At 74.5% G+C, this 26,273-nt stretch carries 27 protein-coding genes; 18 read left to right on the plus strand and 9 right to left on the minus strand.

All coding sequences use genetic code 11. From position 1 onward, the window contains the following. The first annotated feature begins 59 nt into the window (after positions 1-59). Positions 60-866 (plus strand): aquaporin, encoded by an 807-nt coding sequence (locus tag BM158_RS14750; RefSeq protein WP_091560443.1) that lies wholly within the window; start codon positions 60-62, stop codon positions 864-866. A gap of 185 nt (positions 867-1,051) precedes the next feature. Further along, a complete protein-coding gene (locus tag BM158_RS14755; RefSeq protein WP_091560447.1) occupies positions 1,052-1,567 on the plus strand; it encodes a VanZ family protein in 516 nt (171 codons plus the stop codon). On the opposite strand, the gene BM158_RS14760 is transcribed toward BM158_RS14755, so the two are convergent. Beyond that, a complete protein-coding gene (locus tag BM158_RS14760; protein WP_091560450.1) occupies positions 1,521-2,177 on the minus strand; it encodes an HAD family hydrolase in 657 nt (218 codons plus the stop codon). The two genes, BM158_RS14755 and BM158_RS14760, sit on opposite strands and share 47 nt — an antisense overlap. Positions 2,178-2,307: 130 nt before the next feature. On the opposite strand from BM158_RS14760, the gene BM158_RS14765 reads away from it, so the two are divergent. The 8 genes from BM158_RS14765 to BM158_RS14800 all read left to right on the plus strand — a co-directional run bounded on the left by BM158_RS14765 (position 2,308) and on the right by BM158_RS14800 (position 11,153). Continuing rightward, entirely contained in the window at positions 2,308-3,969 is a 1,662-nt protein-coding gene (locus BM158_RS14765) for a CocE/NonD family hydrolase (protein WP_165628945.1), read from the plus strand. A 120-nt stretch (positions 3,970-4,089) separates the two neighbouring features. Continuing rightward, complete coding sequence (locus BM158_RS14770) at positions 4,090-4,884, plus strand: ABC transporter ATP-binding protein (protein WP_091560455.1); 795 nt, start codon at positions 4,090-4,092, stop codon at positions 4,882-4,884. Beyond that, complete coding sequence (locus BM158_RS14775) at positions 4,881-5,591, plus strand: ABC transporter ATP-binding protein (RefSeq protein ID WP_091560458.1); 711 nt, start codon at positions 4,881-4,883, stop codon at positions 5,589-5,591. Before BM158_RS14770 ends, BM158_RS14775 begins: the two co-directional genes overlap by 4 nt. Continuing rightward, complete coding sequence (locus BM158_RS14780) at positions 5,592-6,473, plus strand: branched-chain amino acid ABC transporter permease (RefSeq protein WP_091560462.1); 882 nt, start codon at positions 5,592-5,594, stop codon at positions 6,471-6,473. Next, on the plus strand, positions 6,473-7,576 hold the full coding sequence (locus tag BM158_RS14785; RefSeq protein ID WP_091560467.1) for a branched-chain amino acid ABC transporter permease: 1,104 nt from the start codon (positions 6,473-6,475) through the stop codon (positions 7,574-7,576). Before BM158_RS14780 ends, BM158_RS14785 begins: the two co-directional genes overlap by 1 nt. 20 nt (positions 7,577-7,596) lie before the next feature. Next, entirely contained in the window at positions 7,597-8,850 is a 1,254-nt protein-coding gene (locus tag BM158_RS14790) for an ABC transporter substrate-binding protein (protein ID WP_091560470.1), read from the plus strand. A gap of 93 nt (positions 8,851-8,943) precedes the next feature. Beyond that, entirely contained in the window at positions 8,944-10,473 is a 1,530-nt protein-coding gene (locus tag BM158_RS14795; protein ID WP_165628946.1) for a sensor histidine kinase, read from the plus strand. Next, positions 10,470-11,153, plus strand: a complete 684-nt coding sequence (locus BM158_RS14800; protein WP_091560476.1) for a response regulator — start codon at positions 10,470-10,472, stop codon at positions 11,151-11,153. Before BM158_RS14795 ends, BM158_RS14800 begins: the two co-directional genes overlap by 4 nt. A gap of 14 nt (positions 11,154-11,167) precedes the next feature. Here BM158_RS14800 and BM158_RS14805 read toward each other — a convergent pair whose 3' ends face one another. Beyond that, the gene (locus tag BM158_RS14805) at positions 11,168-12,892 is read right to left on the minus strand and encodes an HNH endonuclease signature motif containing protein (protein ID WP_131802056.1); all 1,725 of its coding nucleotides are present in this window, start codon (positions 12,890-12,892) and stop codon (positions 11,168-11,170) included. A gap of 217 nt (positions 12,893-13,109) precedes the next feature. After that, the gene (gene ligM, locus BM158_RS14810) at positions 13,110-14,513 is read right to left on the minus strand and encodes a vanillate/3-O-methylgallate O-demethylase (RefSeq protein WP_091560479.1); all 1,404 of its coding nucleotides are present in this window, start codon (positions 14,511-14,513) and stop codon (positions 13,110-13,112) included. Positions 14,514-14,734: 221 nt separating this feature from the next. On the opposite strand from ligM, the gene BM158_RS14815 reads away from it, so the two are divergent. The 3 genes from BM158_RS14815 to folP are packed head-to-tail and all read left to right on the plus strand — an operon-like array spanning position 14,735 to position 16,818. After that, positions 14,735-15,085 (plus strand): protocatechuate 3,4-dioxygenase, encoded by a 351-nt coding sequence (locus BM158_RS14815; RefSeq protein ID WP_229827388.1) that lies wholly within the window; start codon positions 14,735-14,737, stop codon positions 15,083-15,085. Between the two features lie 28 nt (positions 15,086-15,113). Next, entirely contained in the window at positions 15,114-15,935 is an 822-nt protein-coding gene (locus BM158_RS14820) for a class III extradiol dioxygenase subunit beta (protein WP_242657472.1), read from the plus strand. A 4-nt stretch (positions 15,936-15,939) separates the two neighbouring features. Further along, positions 15,940-16,818, plus strand: coding sequence for a dihydropteroate synthase (folP, locus tag BM158_RS14825; RefSeq protein WP_229827387.1), 879 nt, complete (start codon positions 15,940-15,942; stop codon positions 16,816-16,818). A gap of 15 nt (positions 16,819-16,833) precedes the next feature. On the opposite strand, the gene BM158_RS14830 is transcribed toward folP, so the two are convergent. Continuing rightward, positions 16,834-18,144: a bifunctional folylpolyglutamate synthase/dihydrofolate synthase gene (locus BM158_RS14830; RefSeq protein WP_229827386.1), complete on the minus strand. Its 1,311-nt coding sequence runs from the start codon at positions 18,142-18,144 to the stop codon at positions 16,834-16,836. A gap of 210 nt (positions 18,145-18,354) precedes the next feature. Between BM158_RS14830 and BM158_RS14835 the strand changes: the two genes are divergently transcribed. The 5 genes from BM158_RS14835 to BM158_RS14855 are packed head-to-tail and all read left to right on the plus strand — an operon-like array spanning position 18,355 to position 23,006. Next, a complete protein-coding gene (locus BM158_RS14835) occupies positions 18,355-19,716 on the plus strand; it encodes an aminomethyltransferase family protein (protein ID WP_091560488.1) in 1,362 nt (453 codons plus the stop codon). Beyond that, on the plus strand, positions 19,716-20,597 hold the full coding sequence (locus tag BM158_RS14840; RefSeq protein WP_109504852.1) for a methylenetetrahydrofolate reductase: 882 nt from the start codon (positions 19,716-19,718) through the stop codon (positions 20,595-20,597). Before BM158_RS14835 ends, BM158_RS14840 begins: the two co-directional genes overlap by 1 nt. Further along, entirely contained in the window at positions 20,594-21,514 is a 921-nt protein-coding gene (locus tag BM158_RS14845; RefSeq protein ID WP_091560492.1) for a bifunctional 5,10-methylenetetrahydrofolate dehydrogenase/5,10-methenyltetrahydrofolate cyclohydrolase, read from the plus strand. The genes BM158_RS14840 and BM158_RS14845 overlap by 4 nt, the downstream gene beginning before the upstream one ends. After that, the gene (gene purU / locus BM158_RS14850; RefSeq protein WP_091560494.1) at positions 21,511-22,383 is read left to right on the plus strand and encodes a formyltetrahydrofolate deformylase; all 873 of its coding nucleotides are present in this window, start codon (positions 21,511-21,513) and stop codon (positions 22,381-22,383) included. Before BM158_RS14845 ends, purU begins: the two co-directional genes overlap by 4 nt. Next, positions 22,380-23,006: a cyclodeaminase/cyclohydrolase family protein gene (locus BM158_RS14855; RefSeq protein WP_207506608.1), complete on the plus strand. Its 627-nt coding sequence runs from the start codon at positions 22,380-22,382 to the stop codon at positions 23,004-23,006. Before purU ends, BM158_RS14855 begins: the two co-directional genes overlap by 4 nt. A gap of 9 nt (positions 23,007-23,015) precedes the next feature. On the opposite strand, the gene BM158_RS14860 is transcribed toward BM158_RS14855, so the two are convergent. Genes BM158_RS14860 through BM158_RS14880 form a run of 5 tightly spaced genes read right to left on the minus strand, consistent with a single transcriptional unit; the run spans position 23,016 to position 26,164 of the window. Continuing rightward, positions 23,016-23,735, minus strand: a complete 720-nt coding sequence (locus BM158_RS14860) for an SDR family NAD(P)-dependent oxidoreductase (protein WP_091560497.1) — start codon at positions 23,733-23,735, stop codon at positions 23,016-23,018. After that, positions 23,732-24,007: a muconolactone Delta-isomerase family protein gene (locus BM158_RS14865; protein ID WP_091560499.1), complete on the minus strand. Its 276-nt coding sequence runs from the start codon at positions 24,005-24,007 to the stop codon at positions 23,732-23,734. Before BM158_RS14865 ends, BM158_RS14860 begins: the two co-directional genes overlap by 4 nt. A gap of 14 nt (positions 24,008-24,021) precedes the next feature. Beyond that, positions 24,022-24,726: an alpha/beta fold hydrolase gene (locus BM158_RS14870; protein WP_091560505.1), complete on the minus strand. Its 705-nt coding sequence runs from the start codon at positions 24,724-24,726 to the stop codon at positions 24,022-24,024. Continuing rightward, positions 24,723-25,442, minus strand: coding sequence for a 4-carboxy-4-hydroxy-2-oxoadipate aldolase/oxaloacetate decarboxylase (locus tag BM158_RS14875; RefSeq protein ID WP_091560509.1), 720 nt, complete (start codon positions 25,440-25,442; stop codon positions 24,723-24,725). The genes BM158_RS14870 and BM158_RS14875 overlap by 4 nt, the downstream gene beginning before the upstream one ends. Beyond that, entirely contained in the window at positions 25,439-26,164 is a 726-nt protein-coding gene (locus BM158_RS14880; protein ID WP_091560512.1) for a PIG-L deacetylase family protein, read from the minus strand. The genes BM158_RS14875 and BM158_RS14880 overlap by 4 nt, the downstream gene beginning before the upstream one ends. Positions 26,165-26,273 lie beyond the last annotated feature (109 nt).

Here is a 26,273-nt window from a genome sequence, read left to right on the forward strand (position 1 = left end):
CGTTACGTGTGCGGTCACCTGGTGGCCCGCAACCGATGTCCGCTTCGAGAAGAGGAGCCATGGCCACCGCCGCCCGCACTGCCCGACCCACCCCCGCCGCCCCGGCAGCACCCGCCCAGCCGGCGCTGCCCATCCGGGCACTCGCTGAGTTCCTCGGTACCGCCCTGCTGGTGATCGGCGGTGTCGGCACCGCGGTCGCCGCTCCCGGGACCGGCACCGTGGGGATCGCCCTCGCCTTCGGCCTGAGCCTGCTGGTCCTGGCCTACACGATCGGCCCGGTCTCCGGCGCGCACGTCAACCCCGCCGTCACCCTCGGCGCGCTGATCGCCAAGCGCATCGAGCCCGCCGCGGCCGGCGCCTACGTGGTCGCCCAGCTGCTGGGCGGTCTGGCCGGCGCGGGCGTGGTCTACGCCTTCCGCTCGGCGGACCCGAGCTTCGACCTGGCCACCGACGGCCTGGGCACCAACGGCTGGGGCGCCGCCTCCACCGGCGGCTACGGCATCGGCGCCGCGATCACCGTCGAGCTGGTCTTCACCGCGCTGCTGGTGATGGTCGTCCTGGCCGCCACCGCGCGCAGCTCCAACGCCGCGGTCGCCGGCATCCCGATCGGCCTGGTCCTGGTCGTGGCGCACCTGGTCGCCATCCCGGTCGACGGCACCTCGGTCAACCCGGCCCGCTCGCTGGGCCCGGCGCTGGTCTCCGGCGGCACCGCGCTGTCGCAGGTCTGGCTGTTCGTCGTCGTCCCGCTGGTGGGTGCGGTGATCGGTGCCCTGCTGCACAAGGTGCTGTGGAGCGCCGACGGCGGCCACTCCGTCGCCGCCGCCGTCACGACGCCCGACCCGACGACCAAGGCCGGTGCCCGCTGATGGCCGCCAAGAAGAACGCCTTCGCCGCCGTCGGCTGGGTCGTGGTGAAGCTGGCCGCGAAGGTCGGCGTCCCCTACGCCAAGCGCAAGGTGCGCGACCGCAGGCACTGATCCGGTACTCCAGGACCAGGCGGGTCCGTCCGCAGGCTGATGCCTGCGACGGGCCCGCCCCGTCATGCTGCAGGCGTGATCACCAACTGGCTGCTGGACCACCCGTGGGCGACCACGGCGGGTCCCCTGGTGCTCCTCGTCGCCGGTCCGCTCCTCGCGGCGGGCCTGGCGGGTCGGCCGCGGGTGGCGGGGTGGCTTGCCGCGGCGTGGCTGGTGCCGCTCGCCGCGCTGACGCTCAGCCCGACCGGGCGCGTGACCGGCACGGTCGGGTGCACGGTGCAGTGGTCGCTGCCCTCGTGGGGCGCGGTCGAGCTGGTCGCCAACGTGCTGCTGTTCGTCCCGCCGGCGCTGCTGGCGACGGTGGCCACCCGCCGGCCGTGGGCCGTGCTGCTGGCCGCCAGCGGGTTGTCCGCCGGCGTCGAGGCCGTGCAGGCGGTGGCCACCGGGCTGGGCCGCGCCTGCGACACCACCGACTGGACGTCGAACACCCTCGGCGCCGCGGCCGGGGTGGCGCTCGGCGTCCTGGGGCTGTGGCTGGCCCGTCTCAGCCGAGCCGGTCGAGCACCCCGGGGAGTGCGTGCAGGTCGGTGACCGTGTGCGCAGGCTGCGGGCCGGCCGGGTCGGTGCGGTGCCCGGGCCGGGCCACCCGGACGACGGCGATCCCCGCCTCCAGCGCACCGCGGGTGTCGCGCGCCGACGCCGGGACGTGCACGTCCACCCCGGCGTCGACGGCCCGCCGGTAGAGGGCGGGCGAGGGCTTGTACGCGCGCAGCCGCTCGCTGGTGAGCCGGTCGGCGTCGTCGACCAGCGGCGCGACCCGGGTGCGGGCGAGCAGGTCGTCGTCCACGTTGGACAGCACCCCGACCCGGTGCCCGGCGGCCCGCACCCCGGGGAGGGCGTCGGCGACGTCGGGCCACAGCGGCCAGTCCGGCAGCGAGCCCAGCAGCGCGGCGGCCGGTGCGTCGCCGGCGTCCCAGCCGCGGGCCGCCCAGGTCGCGACCAGGGCCTGCCGGCAGTGCTCGGCGAAGGGCACCCAGTCGGTGCGGTCGCGCTGGGTGGCCTTGTTCCGGGCGTCCCAGTCGTCGTACAGCTCGCCGCCGTCGGCGTCGTGGCCCTGGTCGGCGGCCAGCGCGGCCAGCACCGGCGCCGCGCCGCTGCGGCTGTCGACCAGCGCGCTGAACAGGTCGATGGTCACGAACACCGGCCCACCCTGGCACGCGGACGGTGCGCGGACGAGACGGATGACGCTGGTGGGCCGGCGGCGCGGGGGCGGAGCGTGCGCGGTGACCGGTGCGCCGAGCCCAGGCGGCCGGGTGCACCCGGAGGACGCCGTGACCGACCGCTACACCTTCCGCCCGCCGCGCAGCACGCCGGAGTCCCGGGGCGGCCGGCCGCCGCAGCACCGGGTGGAGCGCCGTCCGGGCATGGTGGTCGAGCGCGACGTCGCGGTCCCCTTCGGCGACCAGGGGCACGTGCTCCACGTCGACGTGTACCGGCCCGACACCGACGTCCCGGCGGCGCCGCTGGTGAGCTGGTCGCCCTACGGCAAGCACAACCCCGCACCCATCGGGCAGATCTACCCGCGCGCGGGCGTGCGGCCGGAGTGGACGTCGGACCTGACCACCTTCGAGGCCCCCGACCCGGAGTACTGGGTGCCGCACGGCTACGCGATCGTGCTCGCCGACGTCCCCGGTACCTGGTACTCGCAGGGCCGGGCGACCTACCACTCCCCGGAGGAGGCGGCCGCCTTCGCCGACCTTGTGGAGTGGGCCGGCACCCAGCCGTGGAGCGCCGGGAAGGTCGGGCTGTCGGGGGTGTCCTACCTGTCCAGCCTGCAGTGGTTCGTCGCCGCGCTGGACCCGCCGCACCTGGCGGCGATCAACCCCTGGGAGGGCTGGAACGACACCTACCGGGAGGTCGCCCGGCACGGCGGGATCCCCGAGACGTCGTTCTGGCCCTACATCTGGGAACGCTGGGGCGCCAGCACGACCGAGGTGGAGGACCTCGAGGCCGAGACCGCCGCCCACCCCTGGTTCGACGAGTTCTGGGCCAGCAAGACCCCCGACCTGGAGGCCGTGCGGGTCCCGGCCTACGTGGTCGCCAGCTGGGCCGACCACGGCCTGCACAGCCGCGGCACGCTGGAGGGGTTCCGCCGGTTGGGGTCGGCCGAGAAGTGGCTGGACGTGCACGGCCGCAAGAAGTGGGCCTACTACTACGAGCCGGAGCTCGTCGACCGGCAGCGTGCCTTCTTCGACCGCTACCTCCTCGACCGCGGCCCCGGTCTCGACGGCCTGCCGCGGGTGCGGGCCGAGGTGCGGGAGGCCTACGGGCAGGGCACCTGGGTCGATGCGCGGGAGTGGCCGCTGGAGGACGTCGAGCTCCGGCCGCTGCACCTGGACGCCGTCGACGGCTCGTTGTCCTGGGAGCCACCGCAGCGCGGGGGGACGACGTCCTACGACGGGCTGGGCAGCGGCCTGGCCCCGCGCCGCGCCAGCTTCACCATCACCTTCGACGAGCCGGTCGAGCTGGTCGGGCACGTCCGGGCGGTGCTGCACCTGTCCGCCGAGGCCGAGGACGCCGACGTGTTCCTGGCGCTGTTCAAGCTCGACGCGGCGGGGGAGCAGGTCGGGTTCGCGCACTACGGTCAGTTCGAGGACGGCCCGGTCGCGCTGGGCTGGCTGCGCGCCTCGCACCGGGAGCTGGACCCGGACCGCAGCACCGACCACCTGCCCGTGCTGGCCCACCGGCGCGCGCTGCCGCTGGTGCCCGGTGAGCCGACCAGGCTCGACGTCGAGGTCTGGCCGTCGGGCACCCGGTTCGCCGCGGGGGAGGGTCTGCTGCTGGTCGTGCAGGGCACCGACGTCATGCGCTACCCCGAGCACCTGACGTACGCCCGGCACACCGACACGGTCAACGACGGCCGGCACACCGTGCACACCGGCGGCGCGCACGGCTCGCACCTGCTGGTCCCCGTGCTGCGCCCCCCGGCCTAGGACGGATGTCGCTGTCGGTGCGCGCCAACCGGCCCGCACCGACGGCGACATTGCGGTGTTCCGGATCACATCCGCCCTCCATAGCTTTCCCTCAGCGGTCCACGACGGAGGGGAGCACCGATGGCGACGACGCCACCGGCCGAGCCGGGCCTGAGCGTGCGGGGGGTGTCCCTGCGCTTCGGCGGCATCACCGTGCTCGACGACGTCTCCTTCGACGCCCCGCGCGGCGGCATCCTGGGCCTGGTCGGCCCCAACGGGGCCGGCAAGACCTCGTTGTTCAACTGCATCAGCGGGCACTACCAGCCCACGGCCGGCTCGATCCTGGTCGGCGGCACCGAGACGGTGCGGACGCCGGCCTGGCGGATGGCGCGGCTCGGGCTGGCCCGCACGTTCCAGCACCCGGCGCTGCGGCTGGACGCCACCGTGCTGGAGAACGTCATGCTCGGCGCGCACTCCTGGCTGCCCGGCGGCCCGGTCTCCTGGGCCCTGCGGCTGCCGACCACCCGCCGGCACGAGCGGCAGGCGCGCGACCGCGCCCTGGAGCTGCTCGAGCGCACCGGTCTGGGCTGGGCGGCGCACACCCCCGCCGACGAGCTGTCGCACGGTCTCCACAAGGGCGTCGAGCTGTGCCGGGCGCTGCTGTCCCGCCCCTCGCTGCTGCTGCTCGACGAGCCGGCGGCCGGGCTGTCGCACGGCGAGGTCGAGGCCCTGATCAGCACGGTGCGCGAGGTCCGCCAGGAGTTCGACCTGACCGTCGTGGTGGTCGAGCACCACATGGGCCTGATCTCGGCGCTCACCGACCGGGTCGTCGTCCTCGACCACGGCGCCAAGCTCATGGAGGGCACCGCGGCCGAGGCCCAGTCCGACCCCCGGGTCGTGGAGGCCTACCTCGGCAAGGAGGTGGGCGCGGCGTGAGCCTGCTGGAGCTGGAGGACGTACGGGCCTCCTACGGCCACGCCGACGTGCTGCACGGGATCTCGCTGACGCTGCCCGACAACGGGGCGACCGGCCTGCTCGGTGCCAACGGCGCCGGCAAGACGACGACGCTGCGCGCCATCAGCGGCATGGTCCGCACCACCGGCCGGGTCCTGTTCGAGGGCCGGGACATCTCGGGTCTCGGGCCCGACCGCACCGCAGCGCTGGGCATCGCCCACGTGCCGGAGGGCCGCGGCACCCTCGGGCAGCTCACGGTCCGCGAGAACCTGCTGGTCGGCGCCTACCGCCGCAAGGACAAGGCGGCGGTCTCCGCCGACCTGGACTACTGCCTGGACCTGTTCCCCAACCTCGCCGAGCGGATCCGGTCCCACGCCGCGGCGCTGTCCGGCGGTGAGCAGCAGATGCTCGCGGTGGGGCGGGCGTTCATGGCCAAGCCGCGGGTGATGCTGCTGGACGAGGCGTCGCTGGGCCTGGCGCCGAGCACCGCACGCCGCGTGTACGACGCCGTCGTGCGGCTCCGGCAGGAGGCCCAGGTGGCGATGGTCGTCGTCGAGCAGAACGCGAACCTGGCGTTCTCCGTCGTGGACGACGCCACCGTCCTCGAGACCGGCCGGGTCGCCCTGCACGGCACCAGCTCCGAACTGCTCGGCATGGACGCCGTCCGCCGCGCCTACCTGGGGGGTTGAATGTCCTACTTCGTCCAAGTGGTGGTCGACGGGTTGTCCAACGGGGCCATCTACGCGGCCCTCGCCCTGGCCATCGTGCTGGTCTTCCGGGCCACCGGGCTGGTGAACTTCGCGCAGGGCGGGATGGCGGTCGCGGCCACCTTCGTCGCCTACGCCCTCGTCCGCGCCGGCGTCCCGGTGCTGGCCGCCCTGCTGGCCGCGGTGGTCGCGGGCTTCGCGCTGGGGGCCCTGCTCGAGCGCGGGGTGATGCGGCACTTCGAACGCGGGGAGCCCGACACGGCGATCGTCGCCACCATCGCGTTGCTGCTGCTGCTCACCGGCGGCTCGGCGTTCTTCTTCGGCTACGAGCCGCACCCCTTCCCGTCGCTGTTCCCCAACCGGACCTTCGAGGTGCTGGGGGTGTTCGTCAGCCTCCGGTCGGTCGGCACGATCGTGGTCCTGCTCGCGGTGATGGCGGGTCTGCAGCTGCTGTTCCGGTCCACCAAGCTCGGCCTGGCGATGCGGGCGGTGGCCGACAACCCCGAGTCGTCCGCGCTGTCGGCGCTGCCGGTGAGCCGGCTGCTCATGGTCGGCTGGGGCCTGGCCGCCGCGCTCGGCGCGATCGCCGGTGTCCTGGTCGCCCCGCAGCTGTTCATCAGCCCCGGGATGCTGGACTTCGTCCTGGTCTACGCCCTCGCCGCGGCCATCCTCGGCGGCCTGGACTCACCGGTCGGCGCGGTCGTCGCCGCGGCCTTCATCGGGGTCGCGGAGAGCCTGGCCGGCGCCTACGTCGACATCGTCGGCGACGACCTGAAGATCGCCGTCCCGTTCCTCGCGGTGATGGTCATCCTCGTGCTGCGGCCGCAGGGTCTGTTCGGCAAGAAGACGACGGTGCGCGTCTGATGGCCACCGCATCCGGCACCGCACCCGCCACCGCTCCGGCCACCACCGCCCCGCGGCGCCGCTCACCGCTGGTCCGGCTGGCCGCCCTCCTGGGCGGTCTGGCCCTGGCCGTGGTGCTGGTCGTCGCCCCGCTGGTCTCCAGCCCGTTCATCAACTACCAGCTGTCGTCGATCATGGTCTTCGCCGTCGCGCTGCTGGGCCTGAACGTGGTCATGGGGTACACCGGCCAGGTCTCGCTGGGGCAGAGCGCGTTCCTCGGCCTGGGGGCGTACGTGACGGCCTACGGCGTGGTGCAGGGCTGGCCGTTGTGGCTGTCCCTGGTGCTCTCCGCGGCGCTGCCCGCGACGGTCGGCATGCTGGTCGCCCTGGCCGCGGCCCGGCTGCGCGGGCTCGCGCTCGCCATGATCACCATCGCGCTGCCGATCGTCGGCGTACCGCTCGCCCGCCGGCTCGACGAGTTCACCGGTGGCTCGCAGGGCCAGGTGGTCAGCTTCCTGCGCGCGCCCGAGACCACCGGTCTGGCCAACGACCAGTGGCGCTACTACGTCGTCACCGTCATCGCCGTCGTCGTCTTCGTGCTGGTGCGCAACCTGGTCCGCGGCCGCGTCGGCCGGTCCTTCGCGGTGGTGAAGGAGAACGAGGCGGTCGCGCTGTCGATGGGCGTCTCGCCCTACCGCACCAAGGTGCTGGCGTTCACCATCGCCTCCCTGCTCGGCGGCCTGGCGGGCTTCATGTACCTGGCCGTCGTGCAGTACACCTCGCCCGAGACGCTCGTCTTCGCCACCTCCATCAACCTGGTCGCGGCAATGGTCATCGGCGGCTCGGCCAGCATCGTGGGGACGGTGCTGGGCGCCCTGTACTACGTGCTGGTCCCGGTCGTCGCGGGGCAGGTCAGCTCCTCGCGCACCGCGCTCATCTCCGGCGCCGTCCTGCTGGCCGTGCTCTTCGTGCTGCCGGCCGGCCTGGCCTCGCTGCCCCGCCGCGTCGGCGGCCGCCTGCGCCGGCGGACCCCGGCCGCCGAGGGCGCGCCGGCCACCCCAGACCCCGACGGGACGGCGCCTGCGGTGCCCACCCCGGCGGCTGCCTCCACCGATCGACGATGACCACCAGGAAGGCCCGCCCCATGAGGATCACCCACCGCTCCGGTGCCGTGCTGGCGACGGCGAGCATCGCCGTCCTGCTCGTGACCGGCTGCACCCGCGGCGAGAGCGCCGGCGGCCCCGGCTCGGACGGCGCGAGCCCCGGGATCACCGACGACTCGATCAGCATCGGCATCAGCAGCCCGCTGTCCGGGCCGACCGCGGGCCCCGGCTCGTGCACGGTGGCGGGCCTCGCGGCCTACATCGGGGCGAAGAACGCCGACGGCGGTTTCGAGTTCGGCGACGGCCAGACCCGGCAGGTCGAGTTCACCTACCTGGACGACGTGTACGACCCGGCCCGCGCGGTGTCGAACTTCCGGCAGCTCACCAACGACGGGATCTTCGCCTACGTCGGGGCCCTGGGGACGCCGACCAACGCGGCGGTCATGCCGATCGCCGAGGAGGAGGAGGTGCCGCAGGTGCTGCTCACCACCGGCGCCCGCACGTTCTCCGAGGACGCCGACGCCCACCCGTGGACCACCGGCTTCCTGCCCACCTACGTCACCGAGGGCCGCAGCTTCGGGGAGCTCTTGGTCGACGCCGGCCAGCCGATCACCGTCGCCACGCTGGCGCAGAACGACGACTTCGGCGAGAGCTACCTCGACGGGTTCAACGAGGCCATCGACGGCAGCCAGGTGGAGATCGTCGCGTCGGCGACCTACGAGCCCACCGACACCACGCTGGACTCGCAGGTCACCGAGCTGGCCGCCAGCGGCGCCGACGTGCTGCTCAGCGCGGTGTCGGTGACGCCGCTGCAGGTCGGCGTGCTGACCAAGGCCCAGTCGTTGGGCTGGTTGCCGCGGGTGTTCCTGCCGTCGAACACCTCGACGCCGGGCACGATCCTGGAGCCCGGTGGCGCAGCCGCCTACCCGGGCGTCTACACGCCGTCGTTCTCGAAGAACCCCAACTCCCCGGCCTTCGCCGAGGACGAGGACGTGCAGGCCTACAACGCGGCGTTCGAGGAGTACGGGTCGCAGATCGCGGCCACCTACACGCCGCACTGCGCGTGGAGCTACGCCGAGGGCGCGGTGCTGGAGCAGGCGTTCGCCGGCATGGAGGAGCCGACCCGGGACTCCTTCATGGAGTCGCTGCGCTCGATCACCGACTTCCAGGCGCCGATGCTGCTCGACGGCATCACGGTGGACACCACCAGCTCCGACGAGTCGGGCATCTCCACCGTCCAGCTGGTGCGCTACGACGCAGCCACCGGCGGCTACGGCCCGGTCGACGGCTACTGACCGGCCCGGCGGCCGGGACCCGGGGTGCACGCCCCGGGTCCCGGCCCGCTGTGCATGCTGGTCCCGACCACCCACCCCGGCCGAGGAGGCCACGTGCACCCGCTGGTCGACCACGACTGGGCCGACGTCGCGCGCCGCGCCCCGGACGGGCTCGCCGTGCTGGACGCCGACGGCCGCTGGCTGCGGCTCAACCCCGCCGCCGAGGAGCTGTGCGGCGTCCCGGCCGAGCACCTCGTCGGGTCGGCGTCGCCGTTCCGGACCACCGCGGGTGCGACCGGCGCCCAGGGCCTGCTGGACGACGACGGCGCCGAGCTGGTCTGCACCTGGTCCGGCGGGGGCCCACCGGCGCTCCGCGAGTTCGCCTACCGCACCCACCTGCTGGACCCCGCCACCGGTGAGCACGTGGTGTCCTTCCGCGACTGCACCTCCGAGCGGCACCGCCGCCGCCGGGTGGCCGCCCTGGCCCGCGCGTCGGCGCGGCTGGCCGGGCAGGGCTCGGTGGCCGCGACCCTGGACGCGCTGGCCCGGGAGGTGCTGCGCGCCGACGCCCTGGCCGGGGTGCAGATCCTGAGCATGGACGAGAACGGGTCCGGGCTGCGGATCATGGGCTCGGCCGGCTTCCCGCGGTGCGACGACTTCTTCGACCGGCTGCTGGCGTGCGGCCAGCAGGGTGCCCGGCTGGCCATCTTCGAGGCGTTCCGGCGGCTGGAGCCCGTCGTGATCCCCGACCGGTGGGCGATGCTGCGCGACGACCCGACGTGGGCGCCGCTGCACGCCTACCTCAGCCACTCGGACTGGAGCTGGTTCGCCAGCGTGCCGCTCACCATCCGCGGCCGGCCGGCAGGGGTGCTCAACGCCTACCTGGCGCCGGGGCAGGTGGTCGGCAACCAGACGCTGGAGTTCCTGACCGCCATGGCCGAGCAGGCCGCCGTGGCCCTGGACCACGCCGACCTGCTGCAGGCCGAGCGCGAGCTCGCCCGTCGCGAGGAGCGGCAGCGGCTGGCCCGCGACCTGCACGACAGCATCGTCCAGCAGGCCTTCTCGATCGGGATGCAGGCCAAGGTGCTCGGCGTCGTCGCCAGCCGTGGCGACGTGCCGACGGACCGCGTGCGCGGCATCGCCCACGAGATCGGGGTGCTGTCGCAGACCGTGCTGGCCGACCTGCGCGCCATGGTGCACGAGCTGCGTCCGCTGTCCTCGACGTCGCTGGGGCTGCAGGAAGCGCTGCGCGCCCTGGCCGAGAGCACGACCAACCGCACCGGCATGCGGGTGACGCTGCAGGTCGGGGCCGGGGTGGACGGGCTGGACGACGAGGTGTCCGAGGACGTCTACCGGATCGTCGCCGAGGCCCTGCACAACGTCGTCAAGCACGCGGAGGCCGGCCGGGTCACCGTGCGGCTGGGGGTGCGGGGGCCGTCGCTGGCGATCACGGTCACCGACGACGGCCACGGCCTGCCCCCGCAGCGGCCGCGCGAGGGCTACGGCCTGACCAGCATGCGCGAGCGTGCGGAGAAGTGGGGCGGCACGCTCGCCGTCGGGCCGCGGGCCCGCGGCACCGGTACCTCGGTGCGCGCGGTCGTCCCCCTGCCCGCGCCGCACCGAGCCCAGGGGAGGACGACATGACCGCTGCACCGGACGAGACCACCGACGGGGTGGTGCGGGTGCTCATCGTCGACGACCACGCCGTGGTGCGGCGCGGCATCCGGGCCTACCTGGAGGTGCTCGACGACCTCGAGGTCGCCGCAGAGGCGGGCAACGGGGTGGAGGCGCTGGCCCGGCTGGGTGCGCTGTCGGCGCACGGCGAGCTGCCCGACGTCGTCCTGGTCGACCTGCTGATGCCGAAGATGGACGGCGTCGCGACGACCGCCAGGATCCGGGAGGAGTACCCCGAGCTGCGGACCGTGGTGCTCACGAGCTTCGGCGAGATGGAACGGGTGCACGCGGCGCTGGCCGCCGGTGCCTCGGGCTACCTCCTCAAGGACGCCGAGCCGACCGAGGTGGTGGCCGCCATCCGCGCGGCCGCCCGCGGCGAGGTGTTCCTCGACCCGGCGGTGGCCCGCCAGCTGACCCAGGAGATGGTGTCGCCGCCGACCGGGCTGGGCTCGCTGACCGCCCGCGAACGGGACGTGCTCGGCCTGGTCGCGCACGGCCGCTCGAACCAGGAGATCGCCGACGAGCTGGTGATCAGCGAACGGACCGCCCGTACCCACGTGAGCAACGTGCTGCGCAAGCTGCAGCTGACCTCCCGGACGCAGGCCGCGCTGGTCGCCGTGCGCCAGGGCCTGGTCCCGCCCCAGGGCTGACCGGCCCCCCGGCGTCAGAAGGGCGGCGGCTCGTCGTCGGCCGGGGGCGCTGGGACGAGGGCGGGGTCCCCCGGCGCGGTGTCGGGGCGCAGGAGCCGGTCGAGGCGGGCGAGGCCGTGGCCGGTGCCGGGCGGTCGGGTGGTGCGGGTGACCCCGGACGGCGTCGTGACCGACAGCATTCCGTCGCCGGTCATGACGAACCGCCAGCCGGGCGCGTGGGTCTTGAGCCGGTGGTGCCGCCGGCAGAGGGTGCAGAGGTTCGCGCAGTCGGTCGCTCCGCCGACGTCATGGGCCACGACGTGGTCGAGGTCGGTCCAGATGGCGGGCCGGCTGCAGCCGGGATGGCGGCAGCCGCGGTCCCGGGCGGTGACGAACCGGCGCTGGGCCGCGGTGGGTCGGTAGGCCGGGGTCGGTGGTGGCTGGCCGGCCGCAGCGCAGCCGCACCCGACGGGCGCTGGGCTCGCGCCCAGGCCGATGTCGCTCGGGTTGGTGTCGCTCGGGTCGGTGCCCGCGGGCGGCGGATGCCGCCGGGAGCCGCTCGCAATCGGTGGTGGCGGTGCTGCCGGGTGGAGGAGGCACGGCCGCCGTGCGGCGCGGCGGAGCTCGGGTTCGGTGACGACGGCGCGCAGACGCCCGGTGTCCGGATCCGCGAGCGCGATGTCCAGCGAGCCGCCGTCCGGCGCGTGCAGCCCGTCGAGGCCGGCGTCCGACCATCGGCGGAGCAGCTCGCGGAGGTGGGCCGACGTGACCGGCTGGCCACCGACGCTGCCGCACCGCTCGACGCCCTCGACGACGGGCGCAGAGCTCGCGCTGTCCGTGGGCGCCCCGCCGGTACCCGGGCCGGGTGAGCGGAGGGAGGGCAGCGGGGCATGGATGGTGATGTGCGCGGTCACCGGTGGGCGGCTGGTGTCCCAGGCGCGGAGCAGGAGGTCGGCGGCGACCAGGGTGCGGAGCTGGCCGATGGGGCGGTCGTCGCCGTCGGCCTTCCACATGCGGGCATAGCGGTCGGTGGCGTCGCGACAGGCGGCGGCGACGTCGGGTTCGAGGGTGATCGTGAGGTCGGTGAGCCCGTCGCGGCGGCCCTGCAGGGTGACGTCGGTGGTCCGGGCGGCCTCCTTGCGGGCGCGGTCGGCGGCTGCGGCGTCGTGCTCCAGCAGCAGCGCGGCCGTGCGGTTCTGCAGGCGGTACGGGCCCTCGCCCGAGACGGCCCAGGCCAGGGCCTCGGCCTCGACGGCGGCGATGACCTCGGGCGCGACGTCGGGTTGCTGCCAGCCGAGGACGGCGACCAGGGCCCGTGCGCGCGGGAGGTCGATGAGGCCGTCGGCGAGGGCGTGCCAGGTGGTGGGCAGCTGGTGCACCAGGACCAGCGCGGTGTCGGCGACGGTGTGGGCGCGGGTGCGGGAGATGCCGAGGACCAGAGCGACCTCGTCCACGAAGAACTCGCTGACCCCGCCGAACTGGCGCTGAGCGGACCAGCCGTCGGCGCTCTGGCCGGGGTCGTCCGCGTCCTGCCAGAAGTCGGGTCGCAGGTCGGCCAGGCGGGCGACGACGCCGATCTCGTAGGCGTCCAACCGCGCGCGCATCGCGGCGACGGCCTGCATCTCGGAGGCGCAGGCGGCGTCGTCGAGCCAGGCGGGGTCGAGGACCTCGGACAACCGCGGGCGGTCCGGAGCGCGCGCACAGGAGCGGTCGACGACGGCCACCGCCAGCGCCACCCCGAACTCTGCCTCCCGCTCCATGACCCGCACGGTAGGCGAGGGGTACGACAGTTCGGGGTCCGTCGACCAGGCCGCTGAGCAGGCAACTTCCCGCCAGGTCCTGGTCACGGCGGGTGTCCGCCGGCGCACCGGGGATCTGGTGGGCGGGGCGCAGGACCTGCTGTCCGGGCTCGCTGCGGGAGGCGCGAGGCACCACGGCGGCCGGCCCCCGCGTGGGGACCGGCCGCCCGCATCGACCTCAGCTCGTGGCGGAGGTGCGCCAGCCCTGCTGGTAGGTCTCCCGCGCCATGGCGGCGTACGGAGTCGGGCTCACGATGGCCCGGACCCGGAACTGCTCGTGCGGCTCGACGGTGGTCTTGCCCGAGCCGCCGTCCGGCTCACCCCAGACCACGGTCACCTCGGCGCCCAGCGGCACGTCGGGGGCGACGGTGGCCAGCGACAGCGCGGTGCGCTCGTTCGCGCTGTAGCCGGTGAACATGGAGACGCCGACCACCGTGCCGTCGGCGTCGAGCACCGAGTCGAAGTTCGAGGAGCCGTAGTTGGCGTTGGGCAGGTCGAAGAACTGGTAGCCCGGGCCCGGCCGCACCGGGGAGGCGAGCAGCTCGGCGACGTCGTCGGCGTTCCAGGCCAGGGTGACCTTGCGGCGCTGGGTGGCCGGGTCGACCGCCTCCAGGGCGTCGCGGCCGATGAAGTCGTGGTCGAACTTCACGAAGCTGCCGTACCCCAGCTCCCAGGGGTTGGTGTAGTAGTCCTCGATGTCCGAGGAGACGAAGCTGCCGGCCAGGGCGTTGGTGGCCTCGTAGCCCTGCGCGGGCAGCCACTCGCGGTAGGCCCGGAGCTCCTCGCCGGTGTAGATCGCCGGCAGCGGGGAGGGGATCCAGCCCGACTCCAGGGTGTTGCAGCTGTACGCCCGCGCGCCGGCGGGCTCCAGACCGAACTCCGCGCCGGCGTCCAGGATCGCCTCGCGGACCTTGTCGTAGCTGGCGTAGGGGCCCCAGATCTCCAGGCCCGGCGCGCCGGCCATGCCGTGCCGCAGCGTGCGGACCTCCTCGCCGGCGATGGTCATCGTGCCCATCCGGAAGAACTTGACCTTCTCGACGGTGCCGCCGTTGACCTTCTCGATGACCTCCCAGGCGCGGGGACCCTGGATCTGGAAGCGCCACACGTCCCGGGTGACCTGCTTGCCGTAGGGCCGGGACGGCGACCGCGGGTCGTTGCGGACGTCGACGGCGTAGCCGCCGGTCTCGGCCTGGAACATCAGCCAGTTGGCGACCGGTGCGCGGCCGACGTAGACGAACTCGTCCTCGGCGAGGCGGAAGAGGATGCCGTCGCCGATGACGCCGCCGTCGGGCGCGACCGGCACGAACTGCTTGGCCGAGTCGACCGGGAACACCGCGGTCGAGTTGATGCCGGTGTCGGTGAACAGCTTCAGCGCGTCGGCGCCGGACACCCAGAGGTTGGTCATGTGGTGGGACTGGTCGAACAGCACCGCGGTCTGCTGCCAGGCCTTCACCTCGCGCCGGAAGTTGGTGAACTCCGACGGGACGACGGGGTAGATGTAGGTGCCCAGCTGCGAGTTGCGGAGCAGCTCCACGGTGCTGCCCGCCTGGTCCAGCACGTCCTGCAGGTTGTTGGCCGTCATGTCCTACCCGTTCTCGTCACGCCCCGGGTCGCGCCCGGGGGACAGCGGTCGCTGTCGCGGTGGTCCCCCAGCGACGCTAGGGACGGCGCGGCCCCCGCGGACCCGAGGAATGGCGGCTCCGGGGCGTCGGATGCGACACCCGCACCCCGGTCATTCGACGTACTCCGGGTCGGGACAGCCGGGCGGTGCGCGGGCCGCCCGCGGCGGCCTAGCGTCGCGGTGTGACCAGTCCGCAGCCAGCACCGACGTACGTCTTCGACGGCCCCACCAGCCGGCGTGGCCACCGGATGAACAAGATGTTCATGTCGCTGACCCGGGCGCAGGCCCGGGAGGAGTTCCTGGCCGACGAGAGCGCGTACTGCGACCGGTTCGGGCTGGCGGAGGACCAGACCACGGCGGTCCTGCGACGTGACTGGCAGGCGATGCTCGACCTGGGCGGCAGCATCTTCTACGTCTACAAGCTGGCGATGATGGACGGCTTGTCCATGCAGTACCTCGGTGGGGTGTTCACCGGGATGACCGAGGCGGACTTCAAGGCCGCCATGCTCGCCGGGGGGCGGACCGATGTCTGAGGTCATCTGGGGTCTGGGGACCTCGCACGTGCCGTCCATCGGCGCGGCCATGGACCGGGGGCTGCACGACGACCCGGTGTGGTCGAAGCTGTTCGCCGGCTACCAGCCCGCCCGCGAGTGGCTGGCCGACCGCACGCCCGACGTCGCCGTCCTGGTCTACAACGACCACGCCAACGGCGTCGACCTCGACGTCGTGCCCACCTTCGGCATCGGCGTGGCCGACCGCTACGCGGTCGCCGACGAGGGGTTCGGGCGACGCGCCGTGCCCGACGTGGTCGGGCACCCGGAGCTGTCGTTCCACCTGCTGCAGAGCCTGGTCGACGACGGCTTCGACATGACGGTCTTCCGCGAGCTGGACGTCGACCACGGCTTCACCGTGCCGCTGTCGGTGTGGACCCCCGACCCCGGGGACGCCTGGCCGTGCCCGGTGATCCCGCTGATGGTCAACGTCATCAGCTACCCGCAGCCCACCGCTGCGCGCTGCTACGCCCTCGGGCAGGCGCTGGGCCGCGCCCTGGCCAGCTACCCCGAGGACATCACGGTCGGCATCCTCGGCACGGGCGGGATGTCCCACCAGCTGGCGGGCACCCGTGCCGGCTTCATCAACCCGACCTTCGACCACATGTTCCTGGACGCCATCGAGGTCGACCCGGAGAAGCTGGCCGCCCTCAGCCGCGAGGACTACATCCGCGAGGCGGGCTCCGAGGGCATCGAGCTCATCATGTGGCTGGTCATGCGCGGGGCGATGAACGCCGAGGTGACGAAGGTCCACACGGCCTACCACGTGCCCGCCTCGAACACGGCCGCCGGCCTCGCGCTGTTCGACAACCGGGCACCGGCCCGGGCCTGAGCCCGTGACGAGCGCCGCGACGACCCTGGCGACCCGCCGGCCCGTCACCCGGCCCGGGGCCGGCGGCGGCCCCGGGTGCCTGGTGATGGGCGTCGTGAACGTCACCCCGGACTCGTTCTCCGACGGCGGCCGGCACGACCGGGCGGCGTCGGCCGTGGAGCACGGCTGCTCCCTGCTCGAGCAGGGCGCCGCATGGGTGGACGTCGGCGGCGAGTCGACGCGTCCGGGCGCCGGCCGGGTGCCCGCGGCGGAGGAGCTGCGCCGGGTCCTGCCGGTGGTGCGGGCACTGTCCGGGCACGGGGTGCCGGTCAGCATCGACACCACCCGGGCGGCGGTGGCCCGGGCGGCCGTGGAGCACGGCGCCACGATGGTCAACGACGTCAGCGGGGGACGGGCCGACCCACGCATGGCCCCGACCGTCGCCGACCTGGGCGTGCCGTACGTGCTGACCCACAGCCGCGGCCCGAGCAGGGACATGGCCGCTCGGGCGCACTACGGCGACGTCGTCCTGGAGGTGCGCGACGAGCTGCTGCGCCGCGTCGACGAGGTCTGCGCGCTCGGCGTCGACCCGGCACGGGTGCTGCTGGACCCCGGGCTGGGCTTCGCGAAGACCGCAGAGCACACCTGGCGGCTGCTGGGCCGGCTGGACGTCCTGGTCGCGACGGGCTTCCCGGTGCTGGTCGGTGCGTCCCGGAAGGGGTTCCTGGCCGCCGCGGTCCGCGGCGGCGAGGGTCGACCGGCCGCCGACCGCGACGGCGCCACGGCCGCGACCACGCTGCTGGCCGCGCAGGCAGGTGCGTGGGGCGTGCGGGTGCACGACGTCGACGGGTCGATGGACGTGCTGCGGGTGCTGCGCGCGACGGTCGCGCACCGCGGCGGCTGACCGGGCCCGCGCCGGTCAGCCGCGCAGCAGGTCCGCCGCCCGCCCGGCGGTCACGACGCTGCCGGTGACCAGCACACCCGTCCGGCGTCCGCGGCGTGCGGCCTCGGCCCGGGCGCGGTCGACCGCCGCGTCCAGGCCCTCGACCCGCACCACCCGGTCGTGCCCGAGCCGCCGCCGGGCGGTCGCCTCCAGCTCGACCGCGGGCAGGGCGCGGGGCGAGTCGGTGCTGGTCACCACCAGCAGCGCGGCGACCGGGTCCAGGGCCGCCACGACCTGGTCGGCGTCCTTGCCGGCCAGCACGGCCAGGACGACGACCAGCTCGTCGACGTCCAGGGCGTCGGTCAACCCGTGGACGGTGGTGGCCATCCCCGCCGGGTTGTGCGAGGCGTCGACCACCACGAGCGGGTCCTCGGCGACGACCTCCAGGCGGCCCGGGCTCCGCACGCCCGACAGCGCCCGGCGGACCTCCTCGGGGTGCAGCCGCGCCCCGTGCCGCGACAGCAGGGCGTCGGCGGCGGTGATGGCCAGGGCGGCGTTGTCGGCCTGGTGGCCGCCGAGGAGCGGCAGCTCGACCCGGGTGAGGACGCCGGCGACCACCACGTCCAGCAGCTGACCGCGCCCGGCGGGGCGCCGGCGCACCGGGACGACCGGACGTATCCGGGCCCCGGTCCGGCGCACCCGGTCCAGCAGGACGGCCCGGGCGGCCGGCACCTGGTCGGCGAGCACGACGTCCGCCCCGGGCTTGATGATGCCGGCCTTCTCCCGGGCGATCGCCGCCTCGTCCGGACCGAGGTGCTCGGTGTGGTCCAGCGAGATCGGCGCGACCACGGCGACCTCGCCGTCGACGACGTTGGTCGCGTCCCACGTCCCGCCCATGCCCACCTCGACGACGAGGGCGTCGACCCCGGCCCGGGCGAAGGCGACGTAGGCCATGGTGGTCACGACCTCGAAGAACGACATGGGCACCGGCGAGCGGTCGTCCACCTGCCGGACGGCCGGGAGCACCGCCTCGTGGGCGGCGACGAAGGCGTCCTCGGTGACGGGGACGCCGTCGACGACGATGCGTTCGCGCACGGTGGACAGGTGCGGGCTCGTGCAGCGGCCGGTGCGCCGCCCGGTCGCCTGCAGCAGCTCGTCGACCATCCGGGCGGTCGAGGTCTTGCCGTTGGTCCCCGTGATGTGCACGGCCGGCGCGACGGTCTGCGGCCGGCCCAGCAGGTCGACCGCCGCGCGGACCCGGTCCAGCGAGGGTGCCACCCGGCTCTCCGGCCAGCGGGCCAGCAGCGCCTGCTCCACCTCCGCCATCCGCCGGCCCACGCTGCTCACCCCGTCGATGGTGTCGGTCGCGGTGCCCCGGCGGATCGTTGGTCCGGGGTGGCGGTGCTACGTCACTTGCCCTACCGCGGTCGCGACGCCTGATCAGCCACGTCCGGTCATCCGAGCGATCTCCGCGGGGCTGCTGCCGATCTAGCGTCGGACCAGGTCAGGAGCGGGGTGCACCCGCTCGCTGACACCGTCCACGAGGGAAGGCCCGACATGTCGACCGAGACCCTGGCAGCCGCGATCGAGCGGGCCGGCAGCCCGGTGGAGCTGCTGCGGCACTCCGCTGCGCGCGCCATGACCTTCCCGGTGGCGCCGGAGTTCACCAACTGGCGTTCCGAGCAGCGCGCGTGGGCCGAGACCTGCGCCCTGCTGGACCAGTCGCACCACATGACCGACCTGTTCCTCTCCGGTCCGGACGCCCTGCGGCTGCTGCGCGACCTGGCCGTGAACACCTTCGAGGGCTTCGGCGTCGACAAGGCCAAGCAGTACGTGGCGGTGAACCCCGACGGCCAGCTGATCGGCGACGCCATCCTCTTCCACCTGGAGGAGGAGCTGTTCGACCTGGTGGGCCACCCGATGGTGATCGACTGGGTGCTGTTCCACCTGCAGCGCGGTGACTACGACGTCACCGCCGAGCGGGACGACAACTCCGCCGTCCGCACCGACGGCCCGCCGCGGCTCTACCGCTACGAGCTGCAGGGCCCCACCGCGGCCGCGGTCCTGGAGCAGGCCACCGGCGAGCCGCTCCCGGAGACCAGGTTCTTCCACATGGCGACCTTCACGATCGCCGGGACGACCGTGCGCGGGCTGCGGCACGGCATGGCCGGCCAGCCCGGGTTCGAGCTGTTCGGCCCGTGGGCCGAGGGGGAGAAGGTCCTGCAGGCGCTGCTGGACGCCGGTGCCGACCACGGTCTGGTCCGGGCCGGGGCGAAGGCCTACTCGACGGCGAACCTGGAGTCGGGCTGGGTACCCGCACCCCTCCCCGCCGTCTTCGGCGACCACCCGATGCTGCAGGAGTACCGGGAGTGGCTGCCGGCCGGCGCGATCGGGGCCATCGGGGGCAGCGTGGACTCCGACGACGTCGCCGACTACTACCTGACCCCCTACGACATCGGCTACGACCGCAACGTCAAGTTCGACCACGAGTTCATCGGTCGCGCAGCGCTCGAGGCGCTCGCCGCCGACCCGCCGCGCCGCAAGGTCACCCTGGTGTGGGACACCGAGGACGTGGCCGCGGCGATGGCCTCGATGATGGCGCCGGGCCCCGGCGCCAAGTACTTCGACCTGCCGAAGATCCGGTACGCGCTGCACCAGGAGGACCAGGTCCTCCGCGACGGCCAGCAGGTCGGCGTGTCGCTGGACTGCGGCTACATCGCCAACGAGCGCGTCATGGTCTCCCTGGCCACCCTGGACAAGGCGCACGCCGAACCGGGCACCGAGGTCGTGGTGCGCTGGGGCGAGGAGCCGAACTCCCGCAAGCCCCAGGTCGAGGAGCACCGCGTGGTGGAGATCCGCGCGACGGTGGCCCCCGCGCCCTTCGTGCAGTTCGCCCGCAGCAGCTACCGGGCCCGGTGATGGCCGTGGTCGACGGCCCCCGCGCCGGCGGTGCCCGGGTCGCCCGGCCGGGCCGGGCCGAGCTGGTCGCGGCCCTCCGCGACGCCACCTACGAGGTGCTGCCGTTCAGGAGCGCCGAGGAGAAGGTCCTGGCCGACGTCCCCACCGACGTGGCCCTGACCGTCACCACGACGGAGGCCAAGGGGCTCGGACCCACCGTCGACCTGGCGGTGCGGCTGACCGGCGCGGGCTACCGTGCCGCGCCGCACCTGGCCGCCCGGCTGGTCCGGGACCGCGCGCACCTGGCCGACCTGGTCGCCCAGCTCACCGAGGCCGGCGTCGACCGGGTGTTCGTCATCGGCGGCGACGCCGCCGAACCCGCGGGGACCTACGTCGACGCCCTCGGGCTGCTGGAGTCCCTGGACGACCTGGGCCGCCCGTTCGCCACGGTGGGCATCGGTGGCTACCCCGAGGGCCACGGCAGCATCGCCGCCGAGCACATCGAGCGGGCCCTGGAGGCCAAGGCCGCGCACGCCACCCAGGTCATCACCCAGCTGTGCTTCGACGCCGGCACGACGGTCGACTGGGCCAGGACGGTCCAGCAGCGCGGGGTCACCCTGCCCATCCGCGTCGGCATCCCGGGGGCGATCAGCCGGCAGAAGCTGATCCGGGTCTCCGCCGGCCTCGGCCTCGGCCAGTCCGCCCGGTTCCTGAAGAAGCAGCAGAACATGTTCTGGCGGTTCTTCCTGCCCGGCGGCTACAGCCCGGACCGGCTGATCCAGCGGCTGACCCCGGCCTTCGGCCGCACCGACAACGGGCTGCACGGGCTGCACGTCTTCACCTTCAACGAGCTCGACACCACCGAGGCCTGGCGGCAGCGGTGGCTGGCCCGGCTCGGGTGAGCGCAGAGGTCATCGACGGGCGCGCGTGCGCCCGTCGGCTGAAGGAGCAGCTGGTCCGCGACGTGTCCGCGGCCCGGGCGGACGGCGTGGGCATCGGCCTGGCGACCCTGGCGGTCGGCGACCAGTACAGCGCCGGGGCCTACGAGCGCCGGCTGCGGCGGCTGGCCGCCGAGGTGGGCGTGCCCTACCTGCACCGGTCGCTGCCCGGCACGGCGAGCGAGGCCGACGTGCTGGCCGAGCTCGAGGTGCTGGGCGCGGACCCGTCGGTGACGGGGATCCTCGTGCTGCGCCCGCTGCCGCCGGGCATCGACGAGGCGCGGGTGTTCCGCGCCGTCGACCCGCTGAAGGACGTCGAGAGCGTGCACCCGGAGAACGCCGGCCTGCTGGCGCTCGGCGTGCCGCGGTTCGTGCCCTCGACCGCCGCCTCGGTCTTCCACCTGCTCGACACCTGGCTGGACTCCGTGGGCGAGGACCGGGCCGCGTTCTACCACCGGGCGAACATCGTCGTCGTCGGCCGGTCCAACAACGTCGGCAAGCCGGCGATCAGCCTGGGCTACGAGCGGCAGGCCACCGTGCAGTCGGTGGACGAGTGGGCCGACCGCACCACCGGCATCGGCCGGCACACCCGGTGGGCCGACGTCCTGGTGGTCGCCGCCGGCAAGGCCGGCCTGATCAGGGCCGAGCACGTCAGCGAGGGCGCCGTCGTCATCGACGTCGGCATCAACCCCCGCACCGGTGCCGACGGGAGCGTGCACATGGTCGGGGACGTCGACTTCGAGTCGGTGGCGCCCCGCGTCCGCGCCATCACCCCGGTCCCCGGTGGCGTCGGCCCGGTGACCGACGTCTGGCTGCTGCGCAACACCGTCACCGCGGCCCGGCTCGTCGCCGGGGCCCGTACCCCCGTGGAGGTGCCATGACCCCGCCCCTGGGTGCCCAGCACGGCGTGCTGCTGCTGCACTGCCCCGACGCCCCCGGCATCGTGCACGCGGTCACGGGTGTGCTGGTCGACCAGTCCTGCACGATCGTGCAGAGCGCTCAGTTCGGCAGCGCCAGCACCGGTGAGTTCTTCATGCGGGTGGAGTTCGCCCACCTCGACGGCAGTCCGCTGGACCTCGACGCCGTCCGCGCCGCCGTGCAGCCGCTGGCCGACCGGTTCGGGATGACGTGGACGCTCGCCGACCGCAGCCGGCGACCGCGCGTCGTGGTCATGGTGAGCAAGTTCGCGCACTGCCTCAACGACCTGCTGTTCCGCAACTCGGTGGGGGAGTTGGCCCTGGACGTCGTCGCCGTGGTGTCCAACCACCCCGACCTCGGTCGCGTCGCGGACAGCTTCGGCGTGCCCTTCGTGCACATCCCGGTCACCCCCGACACCAAGGCCGAGGCCGAGGCGCAGCTGCTCGAGCTGGTCGAGTCCGAGCAGGTCGAGCTGGTCGTGCTGGCCCGGTACATGCAGATCCTGTCCGACGGGCTGTGCCGCGCGCTCGAGGGCCGGGCGATCAACATCCACCACTCGATGCTGCCCAGCTTCAAGGGCGCCCGGCCCTACCACCAGGCGCACGCCCGCGGCGTGAAGGTCATCGGCGCCACGGCGCACTACGTCACCGCCGACCTGGACGAGGGCCCCATCATCGAGCAGGAGCTCATCCGGGTGGACCACTCCCACAGCCCCGACGACCTCGCCGCCCGGGGCCGCGAGGCGGAGAGCCGAGCGCTGGCCCGGGCCGTCCGGTGGCACACCGAGACCCGGGTCGCGGTGGTGGGCAACCGCACCGTCGTCTTCGCGTGACGGAGCTGGCCGGCCGGTCCCTGGGCGCGTTCCTCGACGACCTGGCCGCGCGCGTGCCCGCACCGGGGGGAGGCGCGAGTGCGGGGGTCCACCTCGCACAGGCCGGTGCGCTGCTCGGCATGGTCGCGGCCTGCAGCACCGGTCCGCGGTACGCCCAGCACGCCGACCGGGTCGCCGCCGTCGCCGCCGTGGCCGAGGAGGAGTGCCACCGGGGCCTGCAGCTCGCCGCCGCCGACGCGGCCGCCTTCACCGCCGTCGGCGTGGCCCACCGGATACCCCGCGGGTCCGACGGGGAGCGCGTCGCGCGCGACCGGGCCGTGCAGCAGGCCCTCGCCGGCGCCGTGCGTCCCCCGGTCGAGGTGGTGCGCGGAGCGGCGCGGCTGCTGGACGCGGCCGAGCAGCTGCTGCCGGTCGCCAACCCCACCGTGCTGACCGACGTCGGCGCGGCGACCGAGGCGGCCCGGGCGGCGGCCACCACGGCCCGGTTGGTCATCCTCGTCAACCTGCGCGAGCTGACCGACCCGGGCGCCCGCTCGGCGTGCACGCCCGGCCTGGCCGTCGTCGAGGAGGTGGTGGCCCGGGCCGCCGAGGTCGACCGGCGGGTCCGGGAGCGGGTGCGCTGACCCCGCCGCTCAGCGAAGCAGGCCGCCGCCGTCGACCACCAGGACCTGGCCCGTGGTGAGCCGGCCGTCGGGGCCGGCCAGGTAGGACACCATGCCGGCGACCTCGACGCCGGTGACCGGCTCGGGGATGGCCTGCTGCGCGCGGGTGCGGGCGAACACCTCCGGGCCGGAGTGGGCCCGGGTGCCCGGGGTCTCCACCTGGGCCGGCACGACCGCGTTCACGGTGATCCGGTGCTCGCCGAGCTCCCGGGCCATCACCCGGGTCATGCCGAGGACGGCGCCCTTGCTGGCGACGTAGGCCAGCTGTCCGGGGGCCCCGGTGAAGAACGTCCGGCTGCCCAGGTTCACCACCCGGCCGTGCCCCGGGGCATCGCGCAGCTGCGGGAAGCAGGCCTGGGTCATCAGCAGGGTGCCGACGGCGTTGACGTCGAAGTAGCGGTGCAGCTGCTCGGGCGTGGCCTCGAGGAAGCTCGCCCGGCCGGACAGCAGCCCGGCGTCGTTCACCAGCACGTCCACCCGCCCCAGCCGGTCCACGACCGCGGCCACCGTGGTGGCGACGGCGTCGGGGTCGGTGACGTCGCAGGTCCACCAGGTGACGCCGTCGACCTCCCCGGGGGCGGCGACGTCGAGGCCCGCCACGGTGAACCCGTCGGCGACCAGCCGGGCGGCGATGTCCGCGCCGATGCCGCCGGCCGCCCCGGTGACGACGGCGACGCCTGCGGTGCTCACCGCTCCTGCGGGTGGGTGGCCAGCGCCTCGACGCGCACGTCCATGTGCTTCCACATCGGCAGCGAGACCAGGGCGTCGTGCAGCTCGGCGGGGTCGGCGGCCTCGTAGAGCCCGACGGTGGCGTTGCGGCCTGGCACCCGCCACAGCCGCTTGAGCACCCCGGCGTCCCGCAGCTCCTGGGCGCGGGCGCGCTCGCCGGCGCGCAGGGACTCCCGGACGTCGTCGGGGGTGTCGGCGGGCAGCAGGTTCTCGGTGCGGACCAGGAACTCCACGGCGGTCTCCGTTCTCAGCGGGTCAGTCGGTCGAGCAGGGCGGCGAGCTCGTCGGGGGCGGTGACCATGGCCTCGTGGCCGGTGGCGATCTCGTGCACCGGCCAGCCCTTCGCCCGGGCCCGGTCGGCCTGGGCGGCGAAGACCCGCATCCAGTCGGTGCACTCGACGAACGCCGCGGGCACGGCGTCGACGGCGCCGGTGAGCCGCAGCGGGTCGAGGTAGGTCCGCCACGGGTGCGGCGTGAGCTTGGGGGTCAGCCAGTCGACGTCGGCCTGGTCGGTCACCCCGAGCACCGAGAGCTTGCGGACGGCGACCAGCCAGCCGAACCCCTGCTGCTCGGCGGACTCGGCCCAGTGGTGGGCCACGGTCTCCGGCAGCAGGTCGCGGGCGCACTCGCCGTCCTCGCCGACGAACGCGTCCAGGTGCACCCGCAGCGCGACCCGCTCGGGCACCCGGTCGGCGACGGCGGTGACCACCTGACCGGCGTAGCTGTGCCCGACGAGCACGACGTCGCGCAGGTCCAGGGTCTCCAGCACCCGGACGACGTCCTCGACGTGGGTGTCCAGCCCGACCATCGGGGTGAGCAGGTGCGCCCGCTCCGACAGGCCGGTGAGCGTGGGGGCGAGCACGGCGTGCCCCGCGGCGCGCAGCGGTGCGGCGACGCGGTCCCAGCACCACCCGCCGTGCCAGGCGCCGTGCACCAGGACGAACGTGCTCACGCGTCACCGTCGGCTGCGTCGCCGTCCACCGCGTCGCCGTCCAGGTAGGTGACCCCGAGCCGTTCCAGGGTGGGGCGCAGGTCGTAGAGGTCCAGGCCGAGGACGCCGTCGCGGAACTGCTGCCGCTTGGCCTCCTCGTTCGCCTCCCGGGCGGCCGCGGCGGCCACCACGGCGGGGACGTCGGCCAGCGGCACGCACATCACCCCGTCGTCGTCGGCGACCACGGCGTCCCCGGGGGTGATCAGCCGGCCGGCGACGACGACGGGCACGTTGACCGACCCGGGGACCGCCTTGGCCGTGCCCTGCGCGTGCACCGCGCGGGACCACACGGGGAAGCCCATCGCGGTGAGCTCGGCGACGTCCCGGACACCGGCGTCGGTGACCAGCCCGAGGACGCCGCGCGCGGCCAGCTGGGTGGCGAACAGTTCGCCGAACATGCCGTCGGTGCTGCGCGAGGTGGTGGCGATGACCAGCACGTCGCCGGCCCGGCACTGCTCGATGCAGGCGTGCACCATCAGGTTGTCGCCGGGGTGGGAGAGCACGGTGACCGCGCGGCCCGCGATCCGGGCGCCGGGGTAGATCGGCCGCAGCTCCGGACCGACCAGACCGGTGCGGCCGGCGGCCTCGTGCGCGGTGGCGACGCCGGAGCGGGCCAGGGCGGCGAGGTCCTCGGGGGCCGGCCCCCTCGACGTGCGGACGACGACGTGCCGGCTCACCGGAGCTCCGACCCGACCGAGGGGAAGGTGCGGCGGAAGGCCTCGGCGTGGGTGACCTGCGCGGGGGCGCCGTTGCGGCGGGCCTGCACCCCGCGGCGGGTGCCGAGGTCGGTGTAGTAGTCGACGAGGTGGCCCTGGCCGCCGGCCATGCAGCGCATCGCCTCGAGCTTGCGGTCCCAGACGGGGGAGACGTCCAGCAGCAGGTCGGGGAGGAAGCCGCAGACCTCGGGCTGGTGCGGCTCGTACTGGAACACCTGGGCGGCGCCCAGCGGCGTCGTCGAGGGGTCGTGGCCGTGGGCCTGGGCGACCATGCGGGTGCGCAGGGTCGTGGCGTGGGCCAGGTCGTGGTCGGTGTTGTACGGGTCGCGGGCGACGTGGGTGAGCAGGACGTCGGGGGAGTGCTCGCGCAGGATGTCGACCAGGCGGTCCTCGGCGGCGTCGTCGACCCGCAGCGGGTAGTCCCCGAGGTCCAGGAACTCCACGCTGGCGCCCAGCGCCGCGGCCGCCGCGGTGGACTCCTCGCGGCGGGCGTCCTTGACCCCCTGCAGCGTCATGCCCTCGCGCTGCCACAGACCCTGGGACTCCCCGCGCTCGCCGAAGCTGAGGCAGACCACGTGGACGGCCGCGCCCCGGCCGGCGTACAGCGCCAGCGCACCGCCGGCGCGCCAGACGAAGTCGGCGGCGTGCGCGCTGACGACCAGCACGGAGCCTGGGTCGGCCATGGGGAACACCTTCCGTCGACGGGCTCGGCGTCCCGACGCTAGGCGGGGAGCGGACGGCGGCCGACGCCTCTCCGTCCCCTCCCCGCTACGTCATCCGTCCCGGTCGCGC

This window comes from Klenkia taihuensis (assembly GCF_900112525.1).
GTDB lineage: Bacteria > Actinomycetota > Actinomycetes > Mycobacteriales > Geodermatophilaceae > Klenkia > Klenkia taihuensis.

Excerpts from the sequence above, each read along its gene's own strand:
- BM158_RS14800 (WP_091560476.1), top strand. The coding sequence starts at position 10,470 with ATGACCGCTGCACCGGACGAGACCACCGACGGGGTGGTGCGGGTGCTC.
- BM158_RS14750 (WP_091560443.1), top strand. The coding sequence starts at position 60 with ATGGCCACCGCCGCCCGCACTGCCCGACCCACCCCCGCCGCCCCGGCA.
- BM158_RS14840 (WP_109504852.1), top strand. The coding sequence starts at position 19,716 with ATGGCCGTGGTCGACGGCCCCCGCGCCGGCGGTGCCCGGGTCGCCCGG.
- BM158_RS14805 (WP_131802056.1), bottom strand. The coding sequence starts at position 12,892 with ATGGAGCGGGAGGCAGAGTTCGGGGTGGCGCTGGCGGTGGCCGTCGTC.
- purU (WP_091560494.1), top strand. The coding sequence starts at position 21,511 with ATGACCCCGCCCCTGGGTGCCCAGCACGGCGTGCTGCTGCTGCACTGC.
- BM158_RS14880 (WP_091560512.1), bottom strand. The coding sequence starts at position 26,164 with ATGGCCGACCCAGGCTCCGTGCTGGTCGTCAGCGCGCACGCCGCCGAC.
- BM158_RS14790 (WP_091560470.1), top strand. The coding sequence starts at position 7,597 with ATGAGGATCACCCACCGCTCCGGTGCCGTGCTGGCGACGGCGAGCATC.
- BM158_RS14835 (WP_091560488.1), top strand. The coding sequence starts at position 18,355 with ATGTCGACCGAGACCCTGGCAGCCGCGATCGAGCGGGCCGGCAGCCCG.
- BM158_RS14770 (WP_091560455.1), top strand. The coding sequence starts at position 4,090 with ATGGCGACGACGCCACCGGCCGAGCCGGGCCTGAGCGTGCGGGGGGTG.
- ligM (WP_091560479.1), bottom strand. The coding sequence starts at position 14,513 with ATGACGGCCAACAACCTGCAGGACGTGCTGGACCAGGCGGGCAGCACC.
- BM158_RS14785 (WP_091560467.1), top strand. The coding sequence starts at position 6,473 with ATGGCCACCGCATCCGGCACCGCACCCGCCACCGCTCCGGCCACCACC.
- BM158_RS14780 (WP_091560462.1), top strand. The coding sequence starts at position 5,592 with ATGTCCTACTTCGTCCAAGTGGTGGTCGACGGGTTGTCCAACGGGGCC.